At 45.4% G+C, this 17,263-nt stretch carries 31 protein-coding genes; all 31 read left to right on the top strand.

What is annotated here, in order from left to right:
* A partial coding sequence (locus tag H8K33_RS18620; protein ID WP_463315754.1) for an EF-Tu C-terminal domain-related protein occupies window positions 1-125 on the top strand: 125 nt, incomplete at its 5' end.
* Between the two features lie 189 nt (window positions 126-314).
* On the top strand, window positions 315-632 hold the full coding sequence (rpsJ, locus tag H8K33_RS18625; protein ID WP_186892579.1) for a 30S ribosomal protein S10: 318 nt from the start codon (window positions 315-317) through the stop codon (window positions 630-632).
* Window positions 633-999: 367 nt separating this feature from the next.
* Window positions 1,000-1,656 (top strand): 50S ribosomal protein L3, encoded by a 657-nt coding sequence (gene rplC / locus H8K33_RS18630; RefSeq protein WP_186892580.1) that lies wholly within the window; start codon window positions 1,000-1,002, stop codon window positions 1,654-1,656.
* A gap of 3 nt (window positions 1,657-1,659) precedes the next feature.
* On the top strand, window positions 1,660-2,283 hold the full coding sequence (rplD, locus tag H8K33_RS18635) for a 50S ribosomal protein L4 (protein WP_186892581.1): 624 nt from the start codon (window positions 1,660-1,662) through the stop codon (window positions 2,281-2,283).
* Complete coding sequence (gene rplW / locus H8K33_RS18640) at window positions 2,280-2,591, top strand: 50S ribosomal protein L23 (protein ID WP_186892582.1); 312 nt, start codon at window positions 2,280-2,282, stop codon at window positions 2,589-2,591. Before rplD ends, rplW begins: the two co-directional genes overlap by 4 nt.
* A 2-nt stretch (window positions 2,592-2,593) precedes the next feature.
* On the top strand, window positions 2,594-3,421 hold the full coding sequence (gene rplB / locus H8K33_RS18645; RefSeq protein WP_186892583.1) for a 50S ribosomal protein L2: 828 nt from the start codon (window positions 2,594-2,596) through the stop codon (window positions 3,419-3,421).
* Window positions 3,422-3,431: 10 nt separating this feature from the next.
* Complete coding sequence (gene rpsS / locus H8K33_RS18650) at window positions 3,432-3,707, top strand: 30S ribosomal protein S19 (RefSeq protein ID WP_186892584.1); 276 nt, start codon at window positions 3,432-3,434, stop codon at window positions 3,705-3,707.
* A gap of 1 nt (window position 3,708) precedes the next feature.
* A complete protein-coding gene (gene rplV / locus H8K33_RS18655; RefSeq protein WP_186892585.1) occupies window positions 3,709-4,038 on the top strand; it encodes a 50S ribosomal protein L22 in 330 nt (109 codons plus the stop codon).
* 9 nt (window positions 4,039-4,047) lie between these two features.
* Complete coding sequence (gene rpsC / locus H8K33_RS18660; RefSeq protein ID WP_186892586.1) at window positions 4,048-4,887, top strand: 30S ribosomal protein S3; 840 nt, start codon at window positions 4,048-4,050, stop codon at window positions 4,885-4,887.
* Between the two features lie 2 nt (window positions 4,888-4,889).
* On the top strand, window positions 4,890-5,309 hold the full coding sequence (gene rplP / locus H8K33_RS18665; protein WP_186892587.1) for a 50S ribosomal protein L16: 420 nt from the start codon (window positions 4,890-4,892) through the stop codon (window positions 5,307-5,309).
* Window positions 5,310-5,322: 13 nt separating this feature from the next.
* On the top strand, window positions 5,323-5,514 hold the full coding sequence (rpmC, locus tag H8K33_RS18670; RefSeq protein WP_186892588.1) for a 50S ribosomal protein L29: 192 nt from the start codon (window positions 5,323-5,325) through the stop codon (window positions 5,512-5,514).
* Window positions 5,514-5,786, top strand: coding sequence for a 30S ribosomal protein S17 (gene rpsQ / locus H8K33_RS18675; RefSeq protein ID WP_186892589.1), 273 nt, complete (start codon window positions 5,514-5,516; stop codon window positions 5,784-5,786). Before rpmC ends, rpsQ begins: the two co-directional genes overlap by 1 nt.
* A gap of 256 nt (window positions 5,787-6,042) precedes the next feature.
* Window positions 6,043-6,411, top strand: a complete 369-nt coding sequence (gene rplN / locus H8K33_RS18680) for a 50S ribosomal protein L14 (RefSeq protein ID WP_006464924.1) — start codon at window positions 6,043-6,045, stop codon at window positions 6,409-6,411.
* A gap of 9 nt (window positions 6,412-6,420) precedes the next feature.
* Complete coding sequence (gene rplX / locus H8K33_RS18685) at window positions 6,421-6,735, top strand: 50S ribosomal protein L24 (protein ID WP_186892590.1); 315 nt, start codon at window positions 6,421-6,423, stop codon at window positions 6,733-6,735.
* A 4-nt stretch (window positions 6,736-6,739) separates the two neighbouring features.
* A complete protein-coding gene (gene rplE, locus H8K33_RS18690) occupies window positions 6,740-7,279 on the top strand; it encodes a 50S ribosomal protein L5 (RefSeq protein WP_186892591.1) in 540 nt (179 codons plus the stop codon).
* A 7-nt stretch (window positions 7,280-7,286) separates the two neighbouring features.
* Window positions 7,287-7,592, top strand: coding sequence for a 30S ribosomal protein S14 (rpsN, locus tag H8K33_RS18695; RefSeq protein WP_186892592.1), 306 nt, complete (start codon window positions 7,287-7,289; stop codon window positions 7,590-7,592).
* A gap of 14 nt (window positions 7,593-7,606) precedes the next feature.
* Window positions 7,607-8,002, top strand: a complete 396-nt coding sequence (gene rpsH, locus H8K33_RS18700) for a 30S ribosomal protein S8 (protein WP_186892593.1) — start codon at window positions 7,607-7,609, stop codon at window positions 8,000-8,002.
* A gap of 10 nt (window positions 8,003-8,012) precedes the next feature.
* A complete protein-coding gene (gene rplF, locus H8K33_RS18705; protein ID WP_186892594.1) occupies window positions 8,013-8,546 on the top strand; it encodes a 50S ribosomal protein L6 in 534 nt (177 codons plus the stop codon).
* 13 nt (window positions 8,547-8,559) lie between these two features.
* On the top strand, window positions 8,560-8,922 hold the full coding sequence (gene rplR / locus H8K33_RS18710; protein ID WP_186892595.1) for a 50S ribosomal protein L18: 363 nt from the start codon (window positions 8,560-8,562) through the stop codon (window positions 8,920-8,922).
* An 11-nt stretch (window positions 8,923-8,933) separates the two neighbouring features.
* Window positions 8,934-9,452: a 30S ribosomal protein S5 gene (gene rpsE, locus H8K33_RS18715; protein WP_186892596.1), complete on the top strand. Its 519-nt coding sequence runs from the start codon at window positions 8,934-8,936 to the stop codon at window positions 9,450-9,452.
* Between the two features lie 10 nt (window positions 9,453-9,462).
* The gene (rpmD, locus tag H8K33_RS18720) at window positions 9,463-9,642 is read left to right on the top strand and encodes a 50S ribosomal protein L30 (protein WP_186892597.1); all 180 of its coding nucleotides are present in this window, start codon (window positions 9,463-9,465) and stop codon (window positions 9,640-9,642) included.
* Window positions 9,643-9,670: 28 nt separating this feature from the next.
* Window positions 9,671-10,159, top strand: coding sequence for a 50S ribosomal protein L15 (gene rplO / locus H8K33_RS18725; RefSeq protein WP_186892598.1), 489 nt, complete (start codon window positions 9,671-9,673; stop codon window positions 10,157-10,159).
* Window positions 10,160-10,182: 23 nt separating this feature from the next.
* Window positions 10,183-11,520 (top strand): preprotein translocase subunit SecY, encoded by a 1,338-nt coding sequence (secY, locus tag H8K33_RS18730; RefSeq protein ID WP_186892599.1) that lies wholly within the window; start codon window positions 10,183-10,185, stop codon window positions 11,518-11,520.
* 25 nt (window positions 11,521-11,545) lie between these two features.
* Entirely contained in the window at window positions 11,546-11,764 is a 219-nt protein-coding gene (gene infA / locus H8K33_RS18735; RefSeq protein WP_005663428.1) for a translation initiation factor IF-1, read from the top strand.
* 32 nt (window positions 11,765-11,796) lie between these two features.
* Window positions 11,797-11,910, top strand: coding sequence for a 50S ribosomal protein L36 (gene rpmJ, locus H8K33_RS18740; protein ID WP_014004415.1), 114 nt, complete (start codon window positions 11,797-11,799; stop codon window positions 11,908-11,910).
* 27 nt (window positions 11,911-11,937) lie between these two features.
* A complete protein-coding gene (rpsM, locus tag H8K33_RS18745; protein ID WP_186892600.1) occupies window positions 11,938-12,303 on the top strand; it encodes a 30S ribosomal protein S13 in 366 nt (121 codons plus the stop codon).
* Window positions 12,304-12,341: 38 nt separating this feature from the next.
* A complete protein-coding gene (rpsK, locus tag H8K33_RS18750; RefSeq protein ID WP_186892601.1) occupies window positions 12,342-12,746 on the top strand; it encodes a 30S ribosomal protein S11 in 405 nt (134 codons plus the stop codon).
* Window positions 12,747-12,964: 218 nt separating this feature from the next.
* Complete coding sequence (gene rpsD, locus H8K33_RS18755) at window positions 12,965-13,588, top strand: 30S ribosomal protein S4 (RefSeq protein ID WP_186892602.1); 624 nt, start codon at window positions 12,965-12,967, stop codon at window positions 13,586-13,588.
* Window positions 13,589-13,691: 103 nt separating this feature from the next.
* On the top strand, window positions 13,692-14,669 hold the full coding sequence (locus H8K33_RS18760; RefSeq protein ID WP_186892603.1) for a DNA-directed RNA polymerase subunit alpha: 978 nt from the start codon (window positions 13,692-13,694) through the stop codon (window positions 14,667-14,669).
* A gap of 130 nt (window positions 14,670-14,799) precedes the next feature.
* Window positions 14,800-15,198 (top strand): 50S ribosomal protein L17, encoded by a 399-nt coding sequence (gene rplQ, locus H8K33_RS18765; RefSeq protein ID WP_186892604.1) that lies wholly within the window; start codon window positions 14,800-14,802, stop codon window positions 15,196-15,198.
* A gap of 242 nt (window positions 15,199-15,440) precedes the next feature.
* Window positions 15,441-17,228: a protein-disulfide reductase DsbD gene (gene dsbD, locus H8K33_RS18770; RefSeq protein WP_186892605.1), complete on the top strand. Its 1,788-nt coding sequence runs from the start codon at window positions 15,441-15,443 to the stop codon at window positions 17,226-17,228.
* Window positions 17,229-17,263 lie beyond the last annotated feature (35 nt).

Raw genomic sequence — 17,263 nt, forward strand, 5'->3', positions numbered from 1 at the left:
ATAACGTTTCTATCACAGTAAAATTGATCAACCCGATCGCGATGGAAGAAGGTCTCCGTTTCGCGATTCGTGAAGGTGGTCGTACTGTTGGTGCAGGTGTTGTTGCTAAAATTATCGCTGGTTAATTTAAAGTTTGTCGGTGAAGCTCGCTAGTTTCATCGATAAAATTTAGAATAATTCGAAATTTGGTGTACACTAGTCGGCTGTCGTGCTTTTTAAGCTCGACAGCCGTAGTTTTTTAGTCTAAGTAGTAATCGCTCTTTGTTAAAAATGCCACTTTCCAGCATTGTGGCTCGTTCTTTACAGGAAATATCATGTCTACAGCAAATCAAAAAATCCGTATTCGCTTGAAAGCTTTCGATTACAAGTTGATCGATCAATCAGCTCTCGAAATCGTAGAAACAGCTAAGCGTACCGGCGCTGTTGTTAAAGGTCCAGTTCCTTTGCCAACACGTATCCAACGTTTCGACGTATTGCGTTCCCCGCACGTTAACAAAACTTCCCGTGATCAATTCGAAATCCGCACGCATCAGCGTTTGATGGACATCGTTGATCCAACGGACAAAACTGTTGACGCATTGATGAAACTCGACTTGCCAGCTGGTGTCGACGTAGAAATCAAATTGCAATAATTAATAAAGCGATAAATGTCATTGCAGGGCACAGACCGTCGTTGCTTGTCCTCGCAATACTTAAGTATTGCTGTGGGAAGCGCCTAGTTCTGCATCCCTGAAATGAAATTTCTCGCATTATTAAGTGCTGTCAGGTTTATTGGTGTGGTTGATATTCAAAATATTGAATTTGAATTGTGCTAGTAAAAAACTGACATACCATAATTTTTTCTATTTTCAAATAAATTTATCTTGTAAGTGGAAAATTTTCGGGTTACAATCGAAGGCTTAGATTTGGATAGGCTTGCGCCTGTCTATTTTTTAAGTTTTAAAAAGTAAGTTTCTAAACATCAGCCTCACCCAATCGTAGGTGAGAATGGAGAAAACAATGAGCTTGGGCCTAGTTGGTCGCAAGGTTGGTATGATGCGCATTTTTACTGATGATGGTGATTCAATTCCAGTCACAGTATTAGATGTGTCCAACAACCGCGTGACACAAATCAAAACTCCTGAAACAGACGGTTACTCCGCTGTTCAGGTAACATTCGGTCAGCGCCGTGCATCCCGTGTAACTAAAGCGGCTGCAGGTCACCTCGCAAAAGCGGGCGTGGAAGCTGGTACTGTCTTAAAAGAATTCCGTGTTGACGCTGCTAAAGCTGCTGAACTGAAAGCGGGCGATGTTGTGCCTGTTGGCTTGTTCGAAGCTGGTCAAAAAGTCGACGTGCAAGGTGTGACAATTGGTAAAGGCTATGCCGGTACTATTAAGCGTCACCACTTCGCATCTGGTCGTGCTACTCACGGTAACTCACGTTCACATAATGTTCCTGGTTCTATCGGTATGGCGCAGGATCCTGGTCGCGTTTTCCCAGGTAAGCGCATGACTGGTCACTTGGGTGATGTTACGCGTACAGTGCAAAATCTTGTTATCGCTCGTGTAGATGCTGATCGCCAATTGTTGTTGGTGAAAGGTGCTATTCCAGGCGCGAAAAACGGTCAGGTGATTGTATCGCCAGCTGTTAAAGTTAAAGCAAAGAAGGGGGCTTAATCTATGGAACTGAAGCTCCTAAATGCAGATGGTCAATCTGCTTCTAATGTTGCTGCACCAGATACTATTTTTGGTCGTGACTACAATGAAGCTTTGATTCATCAAGTAGTTGTTGCTTACCAAGCGAATGCTCGCAGTGGTAACCGCAAACAATTGGGTCGTGACGAAGTTCACCACACAACTAAGAAGCCGTGGCGTCAAAAAGGTACGGGTCGTGCTCGTGCTGGTATGTCATCTTCCCCATTGTGGCGTGGAGGTGGTCGCGCTTTCCCTAATTCTCCTGATGAGAACTTCTCTCACAAAGTTAACAAGAAGATGTATCGCGCAGGTATCTGCTCGATTTTGTCTCAGTTGGCTCGTGAAGGTCGTTTGAATGTTGTTGACAGTCTGACTGTTGATGCGCCAAAAACTAAGTTGTTGTCTGAAAAATTGAAGACTATGGGTTGCTTGGATTCAGTATTGATTATTACTGAAGACTTCAACGAAAACTTGATGTTGGCTGCTCGCAATCTGGTTAACGTTTTGGTTGTTGAGCCACGTTATGCTGATCCAGTTTCTTTGGTGTTCTACAAGAAAGTGTTGATCACAAAAGCGGCCTTGACAAAGATTGAGGAGATGCTGGCATGAGCGTAATCAAGCATAGTGAAGAACGCCTGATGAAGGTGTTGCTGGCTCCGGTGATCTCTGAAAAAGCAACTATGGTTGCAGAGAAAAACGAGCAAGTTGTATTCCTGGTGATGCCAGATGCAACTAAGCCAGAAATCAAGGCTGCTGTTGAGTTGCTGTTTAAGGTTCAGGTTGAATCTGTGCAAGTAGCTAACCGCTTGGGCAAACAAAAACGTACTGGTAAATTTAATGGCCGTCGCAATCATACAAAACGCGCTTTTGTATGCTTGAAACCAGGTCAAGAAATTAACTTTACCGAGGGGGCATAAGCATGGCACTCGTTAAGATGAAGCCAACCTCACCAGGCCGTCGTGGTATGGTTAAAGTGGTAACTGAAGGCCTGCATAAAGGTCGTCCGTTTGCTGCTTTGTTGGAAAAGAAAAATAAAACTGCTGGCCGTAACAACAATGGTCATATCACTACACGCCATATCGGCGGTGGTCATAAGCAGCACTATCGTTTAGTCGATTTTAAACGTTCTAAAGATGGTATTCCTGCGAAAGTTGAACGCATTGAATACGATCCTAACCGTACAGCGCACATTGCTTTGTTGTGCTACGCGGATGGTGAACGTGCATACATCATTGCATCCAAAGGTATGGCTGCTGGTGACCAGGTCATGAACGGCTCACAAGCGCCGATCAAATCTGGTAACTGCTTGCCAATCCGCAATATCCCAGTCGGTACAACTATGCATTGCGTAGAAATGTTGCCAGGCAAGGGTGCGCAGATCGCTCGTACTGCTGGTGCTGGTGTGGTGTTGATGGCTCGCGAAGGTACATACGCTCAAGTGCGTTTGCGCTCTGGTGAAGTTCGTCGTATCCATATCGAATGCCGTGCAACTATCGGTGAAGTCGGTAACGGTGAGCATAACCTCCGTAAAATTGGTAAAGCTGGTGCGATGCGTTGGCGCGGTGTACGCCCGACAGTTCGCGGTGTTGTCATGAATCCTATCGATCACCCACACGGTGGTGGTGAAGGTAAGACAGCAGCAGGACGTCATCCAGTTTCTCCATGGGGTCAGCAAACTAAGGGTAAGAAGACACGTCGCAACAAGCGTACGACTTCCATGATCGTTTCACGCCGTGGCAAGAAATAAGGGGTAACACATGACACGTTCAGCTAAAAAAGGGCCGTTTTGCGACGCCCATTTGGTAAAGAAAGTCGAAGCTGCGCAAGCAAATAAAGACAAAAAGCCAATTAAGACTTGGTCACGTCGTTCGACAATCATGCCTGATTTCATCGGTCTGACTATCGCTGTACATAATGGTAAGCAGCACGTACCAGTGTACGTTTCTGAAAACATGGTAGGCCATAAATTGGGCGAATTCGCATTGACTCGCACATTTAAAGGTCATATCGCGGATAAGAAAGCGAAGAGATAATATGGAAACCAAAGCAATATTGAAGGGTGTACGTCTGTCCGAGCAAAAAGGTCGCTTGGTAGCAGATTTGATCCGTGGTAAGAAAGTCGATCAAGCATTAAACATCTTAGCCTTCAGTCCGAAAAAAGGCGCGACTATCATTAAGAAAGTCTTGGAATCAGCAATTGCTAATGCCGAGCACAATGATGGTGCCGATATCGATGAATTGAAAGTTACGACGATTTATGTCGAAAAAGGACCAATTCTCAAACGCTTTACAGCGCGCGCAAAAGGTCGTGGTGATCGTATCTCTAAACAATCCTGTCACATTTATGTGACTGTTGGTAACTAAGGAGTCACGATGGGACAGAAGATACATCCAACCGGTTTCCGTTTAGCGGTAACACGTAATTGGTCTTCACGTTGGTATGCTGGCAATGGTAACTTTGCCACTATGCTCAATGAAGATATCAAAGTACGTGAATACCTGAAAAAGAAACTGAAAAATGCATCAGTAGGTCGTATCACTATTGAGCGTCCAGCAAAAAATGCACGTATTACTATTTACAGCTCTCGTCCAGGCGTTGTGATTGGTAAAAAAGGCGAAGATATCGAATCCTTGAAAGCGGATTTGGCAAAGATCATGGGCGTGCCTGTGCACGTAAATATCGAAGAAATTCGTAAGCCAGAAATCGATGCTCAATTGATCGCTGATTCTATCTCTCAGCAGCTCGAAAAACGTATTATGTTCCGCCGCGCGATGAAACGTGCGATGCAAAACGCAATGCGTCTGGGTGCTAAGGGTATCAAGATCATGTCTAGTGGTCGTTTGAATGGTATCGAAATTGCTCGTAAAGAATGGTATCGCGAAGGCCGCGTGCCTCTGCATACTTTGCGCGCTGATATCGATTACGGTACAAGTGAAGCATCTACGACATACGGTATTATTGGCGTTAAAGTTTGGGTTTACAAAGGTGATCGTTTAGCTAATGGCGACGCTCCTGTAATCGAATCCACACCAGAAGACGACAAAAAACGTCGTGGCCCACGTCGCGAAGATGGCAAGCCAAATAGCCGTCCACGTGCAAAGCGCCCTGAAGGTCAAACTCCAACTGGTACAGCAGCAGCTCCAGCAGCTAAACGTGTTCGCACGAAAGCAGCTGACGGCGCAGCGGCACCAGCTGAGAAAGCAGGAGAATAATCATGCTGCAACCAGCACGCAGAAAATATCGTAAGGAACAAAAAGGCCGCAACAAGGGTATATCCCATGACCGTGGTACAGCAGTTTCTTTCGGTGAATTTGGTTTGAAATCAATTGCACGTGGCCGTATTACAGCACGTCAAATTGAGGCGGCACGTCGCGCTATGACTCGTCATATCAAACGTGGTGGCCGTATCTGGATCCGTATTTTCCCAGATAAGCCAATTTCTCAGAAACCAGCTGAAGTTCGTATGGGTAATGGTAAAGGTAATCCAGAGTACTACGTAGCCGAGATTCAACCAGGCAAAATGTTGTACGAAATGGATGGCGTTGATGAAGCGCTGGCACGCGAAGCTTTCCGCTTAGCAGCTGCTAAATTACCATTGTTGACAACGTTTGTCGTACGTCAAGTCGGCACTTAATAGGGAGTTGTAAATGAAAGTATCTGAACTCCAAGGCAAAGACTCCGCAGCTTTGACGAAAGAATTGAATGATTTGTTGAAGGCACAATTCAGCCTGCGTATGCAAATCGCTACGCAACAGTTGAATAACACTTCGCAACTCAAAAAAGTTCGTCGTGACATCGCCAGAGTTAAAACAGTCATGAATCAGAAGGATGCCAAATAATGAACGATCAAGTTAAAGTTGCACTGAAGCGCACATTGATTGGCAAAGTTGTCTCCGACAAGATGGACAAGACAGTGACAGTATTAGTTGAGCGTCACGTTAAACATCCTTTGTACGGTAAGATCATTGTGCGTACTGCGAAATACCATGCACACGATGAAGCTAACCAAGCAAAAGCCGGTGATACAGTCGAGATTCAAGAAGGTCGTCCAATCTCTAAAACTAAAGCTTGGACACTGACTCGCGTTGTACAAGTTGCGCCAGTTTTATAATAGTTGTTGCAGTAATCGTTTTTTGATGTAATAATGATGGGCTGTCATTTGCAAAGCTTGCAAATGACAGCTTAAATGTCTCTCAGGCTAGTAATTTGAGAGTGGTTAAAAAATCGTCCACCTAATCGGTTGACTCGTGCATTGTTATTTGTGCTTCTAAGGCGTCTGACAATAAAAGAGTTGGCTGGCGGGGCCAAGACTGACTACAGATTTGCAATGTGCGGATTGTGTGGATTAAGTTGGGAAAGAGAACAATATGATTCAAACAGAAAGCCGGCTAGAAGTGGCTGACAATACTGGTGCGCGTGAAGTTTTGTGCATTAAAGTATTGGGTGGCTCTAAGCGTCGTTATGCAGGGATCGGTGATGTTATTAAGGTAACAGTCAAGTCTGCTGCTCCACGCGGTCGCGTAAAAAAAGGTGAAATTTACAATGCAGTTGTAGTTCGCACTGCTAAAGGTGTTCGTCGTCAAGATGGCTCTTTGGTAAAGTTCGACGGCAATGCTGCAGTGTTGTTAAATGCAAAACTTGAGCCTATCGGAACTCGTATTTTCGGCCCAGTAACGCGCGAATTGCGTACTGAGCGTTTCATGAAGATCGTTTCGCTTGCTCCAGAAGTGCTGTAAGGAGTCGTGATGAATAAGATTCGTAAAAACGACGAAGTCATCGTCTTGACGGGTAAAGACAAAGGTAAACGTGGTCAAGTGCAGCAATGCGTTGATGCGAATTACGTTGTTGTTGCGGGCGTTAATGTTGCTAAAAAAGCGACTAAGCCTAACCCAATGACTGGAGCAGTTGGTGGCATCGTTGATAAATTGATGCCGATTCATGTTTCCAATGTTGCGTTATTTAATGCTGCATCTGGTAAAGCAGACCGTGTAGGTTTTAAAGATGTGGATGGCAAAAAAGTCCGCGTTTATAAATCTACTGGCGAAGTTGTGAAGGCATAAAGTCATGGCCCGTCTACAAGCATTATATAAAGAAAAAATCGTTGCTGATTTGACTGAGAAATTCTCTTACAAATCACCAATGGAAGTTCCTCGCATCTTGAAGATCACCCTGAATATGGGTTTGTCCGAAGCGATTGCTGATAAGAAAATTATCGAGCATGCAGTTGGTGATTTGACGAAGATTGCAGGTCAAAAACCTGTCGTAACTAAGGCACGTAAAGCGATCGCTGGTTTCAAAATCCGCGAAGGCTATCCAATCGGTTGTATGGTCACCCTGCGTGGTAATCATATGTACGAATTCTTGGATCGTTTCGTGACTGTGGCTTTGCCACGCGTTCGTGACTTCCGTGGTGTATCTGGCCGCGCATTTGACGGTCGTGGTAACTACAATATCGGTGTTAAGGAACAGATCATTTTCCCTGAGATCGAGTACGACAAGATTGACGCGTTGCGTGGTATGAATATCAGTATTACTACGACAGCTAAGACCGACGAAGAAGCAAAAGCGCTTCTCGCCGCATTTAAATTTCCGTTCAGAAACTGAGGTCGCCATGGCAAAATTGGCACTGATTAATCGTGAGCAAAAGCGTGCAGATTTGGTGAAGAAATTCGCTGGCAAACGCGCCGAATTGAAGGCCATCATTGATGACCAATCAAAAACTCCAGAAGAGCAATATTTAGCTCGTTTGAAGTTGCAGGCATTGCCACGTAATTCTAATCCGACTCGTCAGCGCAATCGCTGCGCTTTGACAGGTCGTCCACGTGGCACATTCCGTAAGTTCGGTTTGGGCCGTATTAAAGTCCGTGAATTCGCCATGCGTGGTGAAATCCCGGGTATGACTAAAGCTAGCTGGTAATAGGAGAATAAGCAATGAGTATGAGCGATCCTATCGCCGATATGCTGACCCGCATCCGTAACGCGCAAGTTGTTCAAAAGACTGCCGTCGCGATGCCGTCCTCTAAGGTAAAAGTTGCAATTGCAAACGTACTGAAGGACGAAGGCTACATTGAGGATTTCGCAGTAGTTGACGCTGCTGGTAAATCTGAATTGAAAATCGGTTTGAAATATTATGCAGGACGTCCTGTTATCGAACGCTTGGAACGTGTTTCACGTCCAGGTCTCCGTATTTACAAAGGTAAAGACGAGATCCCAAGTGTGATGAACGGTTTGGGCGTGGCCATCGTGTCCACACCTAAGGGCGTTATGACTGACCGCAAAGCGCGCGCAACCGGTGTCGGTGGCGAAGTTATTTGCTACGTCGCCTAAGGAGTGCAAGATGTCTCGAGTAGGTAAAATGCCAATCGCGTTGCCAGCAGGTGCAGAAGTTGCAATCTCAGCAGCGGCGATTACAGTAAAAGGTCCAATGGGCGTGTTGACACAAAGCTTAAACGGCTTAGTGTCTATCGCTAACGAAAGTGGTGTCCTGAATTTCAAACCGGCAAATGACAGCCGTGAAGCTAATGCTATGACTGGTACCTTGCGTGCCTTGGTTAATAACATGGTGAACGGTGTTACTAAAGGTTTTGAGAAGAAGTTGAACCTCGTCGGCGTTGGTTATAAAGCGCAAGCGCAAGGCGACAAGTTGAATCTCTCCTTGGGTTTTTCTCATCCTGTCGTTCATGACATGCCAGCTGGCGTGACATGTGCAACACCAACTCCAACTGAAATTCTCATCAAAGGTGTGAATAAGCAGCAAGTTGGTCAGGTCGCAGCAGAAGTTCGTGCATACCGCAGCCCAGAGCCTTATAAAGGCAAGGGTGTCCGCTACGCGGACGAAGTGGTTGTGATTAAAGAAACCAAGAAGAAGTAATAGGGGTTAGACGATGGATAAGAAACAATCACGTCTGCGCCGCGCGACTCAAACCCGTGCCAAGATCGCAGAGCTCAAGGTCACACGTTTATCTGTGCACCGTACGAACCTGCATATCTACGCCAGCATCATTGATGCAGATTCCAAAGTATTGGCATCTGCTTCTACAGTGGAAGCTGAAGTGCGTGCAGAATTGGCAGCGGCATCTAAGCACGGTGGTAATGCTGCGGCAGCCACTTTGATTGGTAAGCGCGTTGCGGAAAAAGCATTGAAAGCAGGAGTTACCGAAGTCGCGTTTGATCGCTCCGGTTTTCGTTACCACGGTCGTGTGAAGGCGTTGGCAGAAGCCGCGCGTGAAGCCGGCTTGAAGTTCTAAGGAATATTGTCATGGCAAAAATGCAAGCAAAAACAGCAGCCGACAAGCCGGATGATGGCATGCGCGAAAAAATGATCGCGATCAACCGTGTAACCAAAGTGGTTAAGGGTGGTCGTATCATGGGTTTCGCAGCACTGACAGTCGTTGGTGATGGTGACGGTCGCATCGGTATGGGTAAAGGGAAATCGAAAGAAGTTCCAGTAGCCGTACAAAAAGCGATGGAAGAAGCCCGCCGCAAAATGATTAAAGTAACTTTGAAAAACGGTACATTGCAACATGCAGTGACTGGTAAGCACGGCGCCTCATCAGTCATGATGATGCCTGCTAAAGAAGGTACTGGCGTTATTGCTGGTGGTCCAATGCGCGCGATTTTCGAAGTGTTGGGTGTGGTTAATGTAGTTGCTAAGTCAAATGGCTCTACTAATCCATACAACATGGTTCGTGCAACTTTGAACGGTTTGTCGAAAATGAGTACGCCTTCCGATATCGCTGCAAAGCGCGGTAAGTCCGTTGAAGAAATTTTGGGCTAAGGTGAGCGAAATGACAACTACAGTTAAAGTACAATTGGTCAAGGGTTTGATCGGTACGCGCGAGTCACATCGTGCTACTGTGCGCGGCTTAGGTCTGCGTCGCGTAAATTCAGTTTCTGAATTGCAAGACACACCAGCAGTGCGCGGTATGATCAATAAAGTCTCGTATCTTGTGAAGGTTGTATCGTAAGCCCTTGGGGTTACGATCGGAGCAAATTATGGAATTAAATACAATCCAACCAGCTGATGGCGCTAAACACTACAAACGTCGTGTTGGTCGTGGTATCGGTTCTGGTATCGGTAAAACAGCGGGTCGTGGTCATAAAGGTCAGAAATCTCGTACAGGCGGCTTTCATAAAGTCGGTTTCGAAGGCGGTCAAATGCCTTTGCAACGCCGTTTGCCTAAGCGTGGTTTCAAATCTTTGGCAACACCTTACAAAGCAGAAGTTCGTTTGTCTGACCTGGAAAGTTTGCCAGTTACAGAAATCGACGTTTTGGCATTGAAGCAAGCTGGTGTCGTTTCTGAATTGGCACGTGTTGTTCGCGTGATTTTGTCAGGCGAGATCACTAAAAAAGTAACTTTGAATGGCTTAATCGTCACCAAAGGTGCTAAAGCTGCGATCGAAGCTGCTGGCGGAACAGTGACTGAATTAGTGATTGCACCAGTGGTTAAGAAATTACCTGCTAAAGCTAAAGCATCTGCTTAATTAAGTCATAACAGGAGCAAACATTGGCAACATCTCCTCAACAAACTAAAAGTGCTGCAAGTGGTTTTCCTTGGGGAAGACTCTGGTTTTTACTAGCAGCACTGGTTGTATATAGGATAGGCGCACATATACCTGTTCCTGGAATTGATCCAAAGGTATTAGAAGATTTGTTTAAGCAAAACCAAAATGGTATTTTGGGTATGTTTAACATGTTCTCTGGTGGTGCTTTGTCTCGCTTCACAATTTTGGCGCTGGGAATTACGCCTTACATTTCTGCCTCTATTATTATGCAGTTGATGTCAGTTGTGTCCCCGCAGCTGGAAGCTCTGAAGAAAGAAGGCGAGTCGGGTCGTCGTAAGATTACTCAATACACACGTTACGGTACTTTGGTACTCGGTGTGGTGCAAGCTTTCTTCATTGCTTTTGGCTTGGAAACGCAAGCAGGTTTGGTGTTAGATCCTGGAATGGCGTTTAGATTTACTACTGTCGTTACTTTGGTAACCGGCACGATGTTCCTGATGTGGTTAGGTGAGCAAATCACTGAACGCGGTTTAGGTAACGGTATTTCTATCATCATTTTTGCAGGTATCGTCGCTGGCTTGCCAGGTGCATTAGCAGGTTTGTTCGAATTAGTTCGTACCGGTTCTATGCAAGCGTTTTCCGCGTTGATTATTTGCGTGATGGTTGCTGCAGTTACTTATCTGGTGGTGTTCGTAGAACGCGGCCAACGTAAGATTCTGGTCAACTATGCGAAGCGTCAGGTTGGCAATAAAGTTTATGGTGGTCAAAGCAGTCATTTGCCACTCAAGTTGAATATGGCAGGTGTAATTCCTCCGATCTTTGCTTCTTCTATTATTATGCTGCCTGCCACGATTACTGGCATGTTTGCAAAAGGGGCTGAAGATCAGGATTCTGGATTTGTTCGGTTCTTGCAAGATTTAGCAAGTTCTCTGACTACCGGTGAACCTGTTCATGCATTATTGTATGCTGTAACAATTATCTTCTTCTGCTTCTTCTACACTGCGCTGGTATTTAACAGCAAAGAGACAGCAGATAATTTGAAGAAGAGTGGTGCATTTGTTCCAGGGATTCGTCCTGGTGATCAAACAGCTCGTTACATCGACAAGATTTTGATGCGTTTGACTTTGATTGGCGCGGTCTACATTGCATTAGTTTGCTTGTTACCGGAATTGCTGATTGCTCATTGGAAAGTACCATTCTATTTCGGCGGCACATCGCTGTTGATTATTGTGGTAGTGACCATGGACTTTATGGCTCAAGTGCAGAATTACGTAATGTCACAGCAATACGAATCGCTTCTTCGTAAAGCAAATTTCAAGGGCGGCATACCTTCACGGTAAGCACACCAAAGGAACAGCAGATCGAATGGCAAAAGACGACGTTATACAGATGCAGGGAGAGATTCTAGAGAATCTTCCGAATGCAACATTTCGAGTTAAGTTGGAAAATGGGCATGTTGTGCTTGGCCATATTTCAGGAAAAATGCGAATGAACTATATCCGCATCCTTCCTGGTGATAAGGTGACAGTAGAATTGACGCCTTATGATTTGAGCCGAGCACGTATTGTGTTCAGGACCAAGTAAATTAAATTGAACTAGAAGGGAAGAGGGCAAAAATGAAAGTTCTCGCATCAGTTAAGCGGATTTGCCGCAACTGCAAGATCATCAAGCGCAAAGGTGTTGTTCGTGTAATTTGCACAGAACCACGCCATAAACAGCGCCAAGGTTAATTAACGTTATTGAACGAGGAATAACGAATGGCACGTATAGCAGGGGTTAATATCCCAAATCATCAGCATACCGTAATTGGCTTACAAGCAATCTATGGTATTGGCGGCCCACGCGCAGCAGATATCTGTGCAGCAACGGGTGTATTGACAACTAAAAAGGTCAAAGATCTGGACGACAACGAGTTAGAAAAGCTTCGCGACAGTATTGCAAAATACGTTGTTGAAGGTGATCTTCGTCGTGAAATCTCGATGAACATCAAGCGTTTGATGGACTTAGGCTGCTACCGCGGTCTGCGTCATCGCAAAGGTTTGCCTGTTCGTGGTCAACGTACACGTACGAATGCACGTACACGTAAGGGCCCACGTAAAGCAGCGCAATCATTGAAAAAATAATCCAGCGTAGTTGAACAACTGGATTCAAGGAACCAATTATGGCAAAAGCACAAAATAACGCAGCGGCAGCACGCGCTCGTAAAAAAGTTAAGAAAAATGTTGCTGAAGGTATCGCACACGTTCACGCATCTTTCAACAACACCATCATCACGATCACTGATCGTCAAGGCAATGCATTGTCTTGGGCAACAGCTGGTGGTCAAGGTTTTAAAGGCTCACGTAAATCTACTCCTTTCGCGGCTCAGGTTGCAGCGGAAGCAGCAGGTAAAGTTGCGGTTGAGTGCGGTATCAAAAACCTCGAAGTTCGCATCAAAGGTCCAGGTCCAGGCCGTGAATCTTCTGTGCGTGCTTTGAATAATTTGGGTATCAAGATCTCCTTGATCCAAGACGTTACGCCAGTACCACACAACGGCTGCCGCCCTCCAAAGCGTCGCCGTATCTAATTCATTGCTTAGCTTAGGCTAAGCTTTGGATAATTCTAACAATTATGTTAGAATGCAGCCCGCCAATTCATTTGGTGGGTTTTGTCTTTCGTATTTTTGATACGATTTTATTTTTCTTATTCGATTTTTTATTTAATAAGACCACTGTCTGATTGCAAGTAGATCAGACTAGCGTAGGTTGTCACACGGCACTTACGTCATTTTTAAAGGAAATTATTGTGGCACGTTATATCGGACCTAAAGCAAAATTATCCCGTCGCGAAGGCACGGATCTGTTCCTGAAAAGCGCACGTCGCTCTTTAGATTCAAAATGCAAATTAGATGTAAAACCAGGCCAACACGGCGCGAAATCTGGCGCACGTACTTCTGACTTCGGTAATCAATTGCGTGAAAAACAAAAAGTTAAACGTATGTACGGCGTGTTAGAGCGTCAATTCCGTCGTTATTTCGCAGAAGCTGATCGTCAAAAAGGTAACACTGGCGAAACTTTGTTGAAATTATTGGAATCCCGTTTGGACAACGTTGCATACCGTATGGGTTTCGGCTCCACACGTGCTGAAGCGCGTCAGTTGGTTAGCCACAAAGCATTCACAGTCAATGGCGGCGTAGTCAATATCGCTTCTTACCAAGTTAAAGCTGGTGACGTTGTTGCTGTTCGTGAAAAATCCAAAAAACAAGTTCGTATCGTTGAAGCTTTGGCCTTGGCTGAACAAATCGGTATGCCATCTTGGGTGTCTGTAGACTCCAAGAAAATGGAAGGTACTTTCAAGGCTATGCCTGATCGTAGCGATATCGCTCACGATGTCAACGAATCTTTGATCGTTGAATTGTACTCACGTTAATATTAAGTTTCACCGCCTGCCCATTTTACGATGGGCAGGCTTTTTTCTTTTTGCCATCAGCCTTATCGGTGTAACGAGCCGAGGGTATTGAAAAGGACAAATAATGCAAAACAATCTGTTTAAACCTCGTATTATCGACGTTGAAATGTTGGGCCCTGGCTCAGCAAAAGTAGTGATGGAGCCATTTGAACGTGGTTTCGGTCATACACTCGGTAACTCTTTACGCCGCGTTTTATTGTCCTCTATGGTTGGTTACGCGCCAACTGAAGTGACGATCGCCGGTGTTGTGCATGAATACTCAACTCTCGACGGCGTGCAAGAAGACGTTGTGGATATTTTGTTGAACTTGAAAGGCGTAGTCTTCAAGTTGCACGAACGTGACGAAGTTACTTTGACTTTGAAAAAAGAAGGCGAAGGCGCAGTATTGGCTTCCGACATCGATTTGCCACATAACGTAGAACTGATTAATCCAGATCACGTGATTGCTAATTTGACCGCTGGCGGCAAATTGGATATGCAAATCAAAGTAGAAAAAGGTCGTGGCTACGTTCCTGGTAACGTACGTCGTTTGTCTGAAGATGCGAACAAAACTATTGGTCGTATCATTTTGGATGCGTCTTTCTCTCCAGTGCGTCGTGTTTCTTACTCTGTTGAATCTGCGCGCGTTGAACAACGTACAGATTTGGACAAGTTGATCATCAACATCGAAACAAATGGTGTGATCACGCCAGAAGAAGCGATTCGCCAATCTGCTCGCGTATTAGTCGATCAATTGCACGTATTTGCAGCATTGGAAGGCACAGAAGCAGCTGCAGAAGCACCATCACGTGCACCTGCTGTTGATCCAGTCTTGTTGCGTCCAGTCGATGATTTGGAATTGACAGTACGTTCAGCAAACTGCCTGAAAGCAGAAAATATTTACTACATTGGTGATTTGATCCAACGTAGCGAAAACGAATTGTTGAAGACACCAAACTTGGGTCGCAAATCTTTGAACGAAATCAAAGAAGTATTGGCTTCCCGTGGTTTGTCTTTGGGCATGAAGTTAGAAAACTGGCCACCAGCTGGTTTAGAGAAGTAATTTTGATGTCGGGTCGACTTGTTTGACCCGATGTTTTATTTGTAGTGTGTAGTAAGAACATTACCGGTCCGCGTCAAATGGTTTGACGATAGAAGAACTGGAATTTTTAAACATATCGAAAGGAAGTACCATGCGTCATCGTCACGGCTTACGTAAGCTGAATCGTACATCATCCCACCGTTTAGCAATGTTGCGCAATATGACAGTTTCTCTGTTGCGCCACGAAGCAATCAAAACAACTTTGCCAAAAGCAAAAGAATTGCGCCGCGTTGTTGAGCCAATCTTGACTTTGGGTAAAACAGACACATTGGCAAACAAGCGTTTGGCATTCAACCGTTTGCGCGATCGTGAAATCGTTCAAAAATTGTTCGCTGAATTGGGTCCACGTTTTGCAAATCGCAATGGTGGTTACCTGCGTATTTTGAAAATGGGTTTCCGCGTTGGCGACAATGCGCCTATGGCCTATGTAGAATTGTTGGATCGTCCAGAAGTCTCTGACGCTGCAGATGCACCAACAGTTGACGAATAAGCTAAGTTGTCATTAGCAGTTCTGAAATAAGAAGCCGTTCAGTAAAATGAACGGCTTTTTCTTTTTGAGAGCCTGTTCTCCGCCAAGTGCATTTCGGAGCGCAGTATGCATGAACCTCTCAGCATCAACGAGCATATTCCGTTAAGATGGCGAAATGATCCTTTGGTCTGTTTGTGGTCTGATCTTGGAACCTTGACAGCTTTATCGAATCTGAACTGCGTCATCTCATCTTTAAAAGAATTATGAAATTAACTCGTAGCATTATTCACTTCCTGCACTTAGCATTTGCTTTGAATTTACGTCGGCTGGTGGGCGCGTGTGCGGTACTCATGTTGTTGATAGCTGGAGCCGCAAAAGCCGATGATTTTTTAGCCCCTGAAGTTGCTTTTAAAGTAAAAGTGCAGATGGTGTCTGAGAATCAATTAGCGATTCGATTTGATATTGCAGACGGCTATTACTTGTATCGTGATCAGTTCAAGTTTGCTGCGCAAGGTGCAGAGTTAGGTGCATTTCAAATTCCGCCCGGAAAAGTGAAATTCGATGAAACATTTCAGAAAGATGTTGAGAGCTATTATCGCGAGTTGACTGTACTCATTCCGGTCACAGCCAAGGGCGATTTTCAGGCTTTGATTCGACTGCAGGGTTGCGCTGATGCGGGCTTATGTTATCCGCCAATGGAACTGACACTTCCGGTTAGCTTGAAGGCAGTCGCGGACATGCCAACACAAAAAGTGCCATCAGTAAGTGTTGACATGCAAGCCGGTGAGCAGTCTACTATCGCGGAAGCGCTCAAGAGTGGTCGTTTGGGTTTGATCATTCCCCTATTTATTTTGTTGGGACTAGGCTTGTCATTGACGCCGTGTGTGCTGCCTATGGTGCCTATTCTGTCCTATATTATTGTGGGCGAAGGTGCTGGCATTAAGCGCAGTCGCGCATTTTTCCTGTCGTTGAGCTATGTACTTGGTATGGCTTTGGTGTACACCGCTTTGGGTGTCGCCGCTGGGTTGCTCGGGGAAGGCCTTTCGGCGAGTTTGCAGAATCCATGGGTATTGTCAGCTTTTGCTGCGCTGATGGTCGTGCTGTCTTTCTCCATGTTTGGTATTTATCAGTTGCAAATGCCCGTTGCGATTCAAACTAAGTTGACCTATTTTTCTGAGGGACAGCGTAACGGTAAGATGGCTGGTGTGTTCCTGATGGGCGCTGTATCAGCTTTGATTGTGGGGCCATGTGTTGCCGCGCCGCTCGCTGGTGCTTTGGTGTATATCAGTCAAACCAAAGATGTGGTGGTGGGTGGCACTGCCTTATTTGCGATGGCGATGGGGATGGGTGTGCCATTACTATTGGTTGGCATTTCCGCTGGCAGTGTGTTGCCACGCGCCGGGGTTTGGATGGAGCAAATTAAACGTTTCTTCGGTGTGCTTATGTTGGCGATGGCAATCTGGATGGTATCGCCCGTTATTCCAGCGCTGTTTCAAATGATTGCATGGGCAATTTTGTTGCTGTTGTATGGTGCCTATCAACTATTTGTATATCGGGGGCGCGTATTTTCAAAGCTCGTCGCGATACTGTTTGTTCTGGCTGGTTCTGCGCAATTGATAGGGGCATTAACTGGCGGACGTGATGCACTTTCGCCAGTTGCTCACTTGATCGGTGAAGTGGTGCATGTAAAGTTCCAGCGAGTACGAACGACCGCCGAATTGGATGCGGTGCTAGCGCAGTCGAAAGAAAAAATAGTCATGTTGGATTTCTATGCGGATTGGTGCGTGTCATGCAAAGAGATGGAAAAACTCACTTTTGTTGAGCCACGCGTAAAAGCAATGCTAGATCAGATGCTGTTGTTACAGGTTGATGTGACTGCAAATAATGCAGATGATAAAGCGATGCTCAAGCGCTTTGGTTTGTTTGGGCCGCCGGGGATTATTTTCTTTGATCGCGAGGGGCGTGAAATACCAGGTAAGCGTGTTATTGGTTATCAGAATGCTGACAAGTTCTTAGGCTCATTACGAAGCGTGGAAAGTCTTAAACAGTAGTCTGAGCTTGGAAAATTTGATTTCATAAAAAACGA

This window comes from Affinundibacterium amnicola, from assembly GCF_014284275.1.
In the GTDB taxonomy this organism is placed as follows: Bacteria; Pseudomonadota; Gammaproteobacteria; order Burkholderiales; family Burkholderiaceae_D; genus Undibacterium; species Undibacterium amnicola.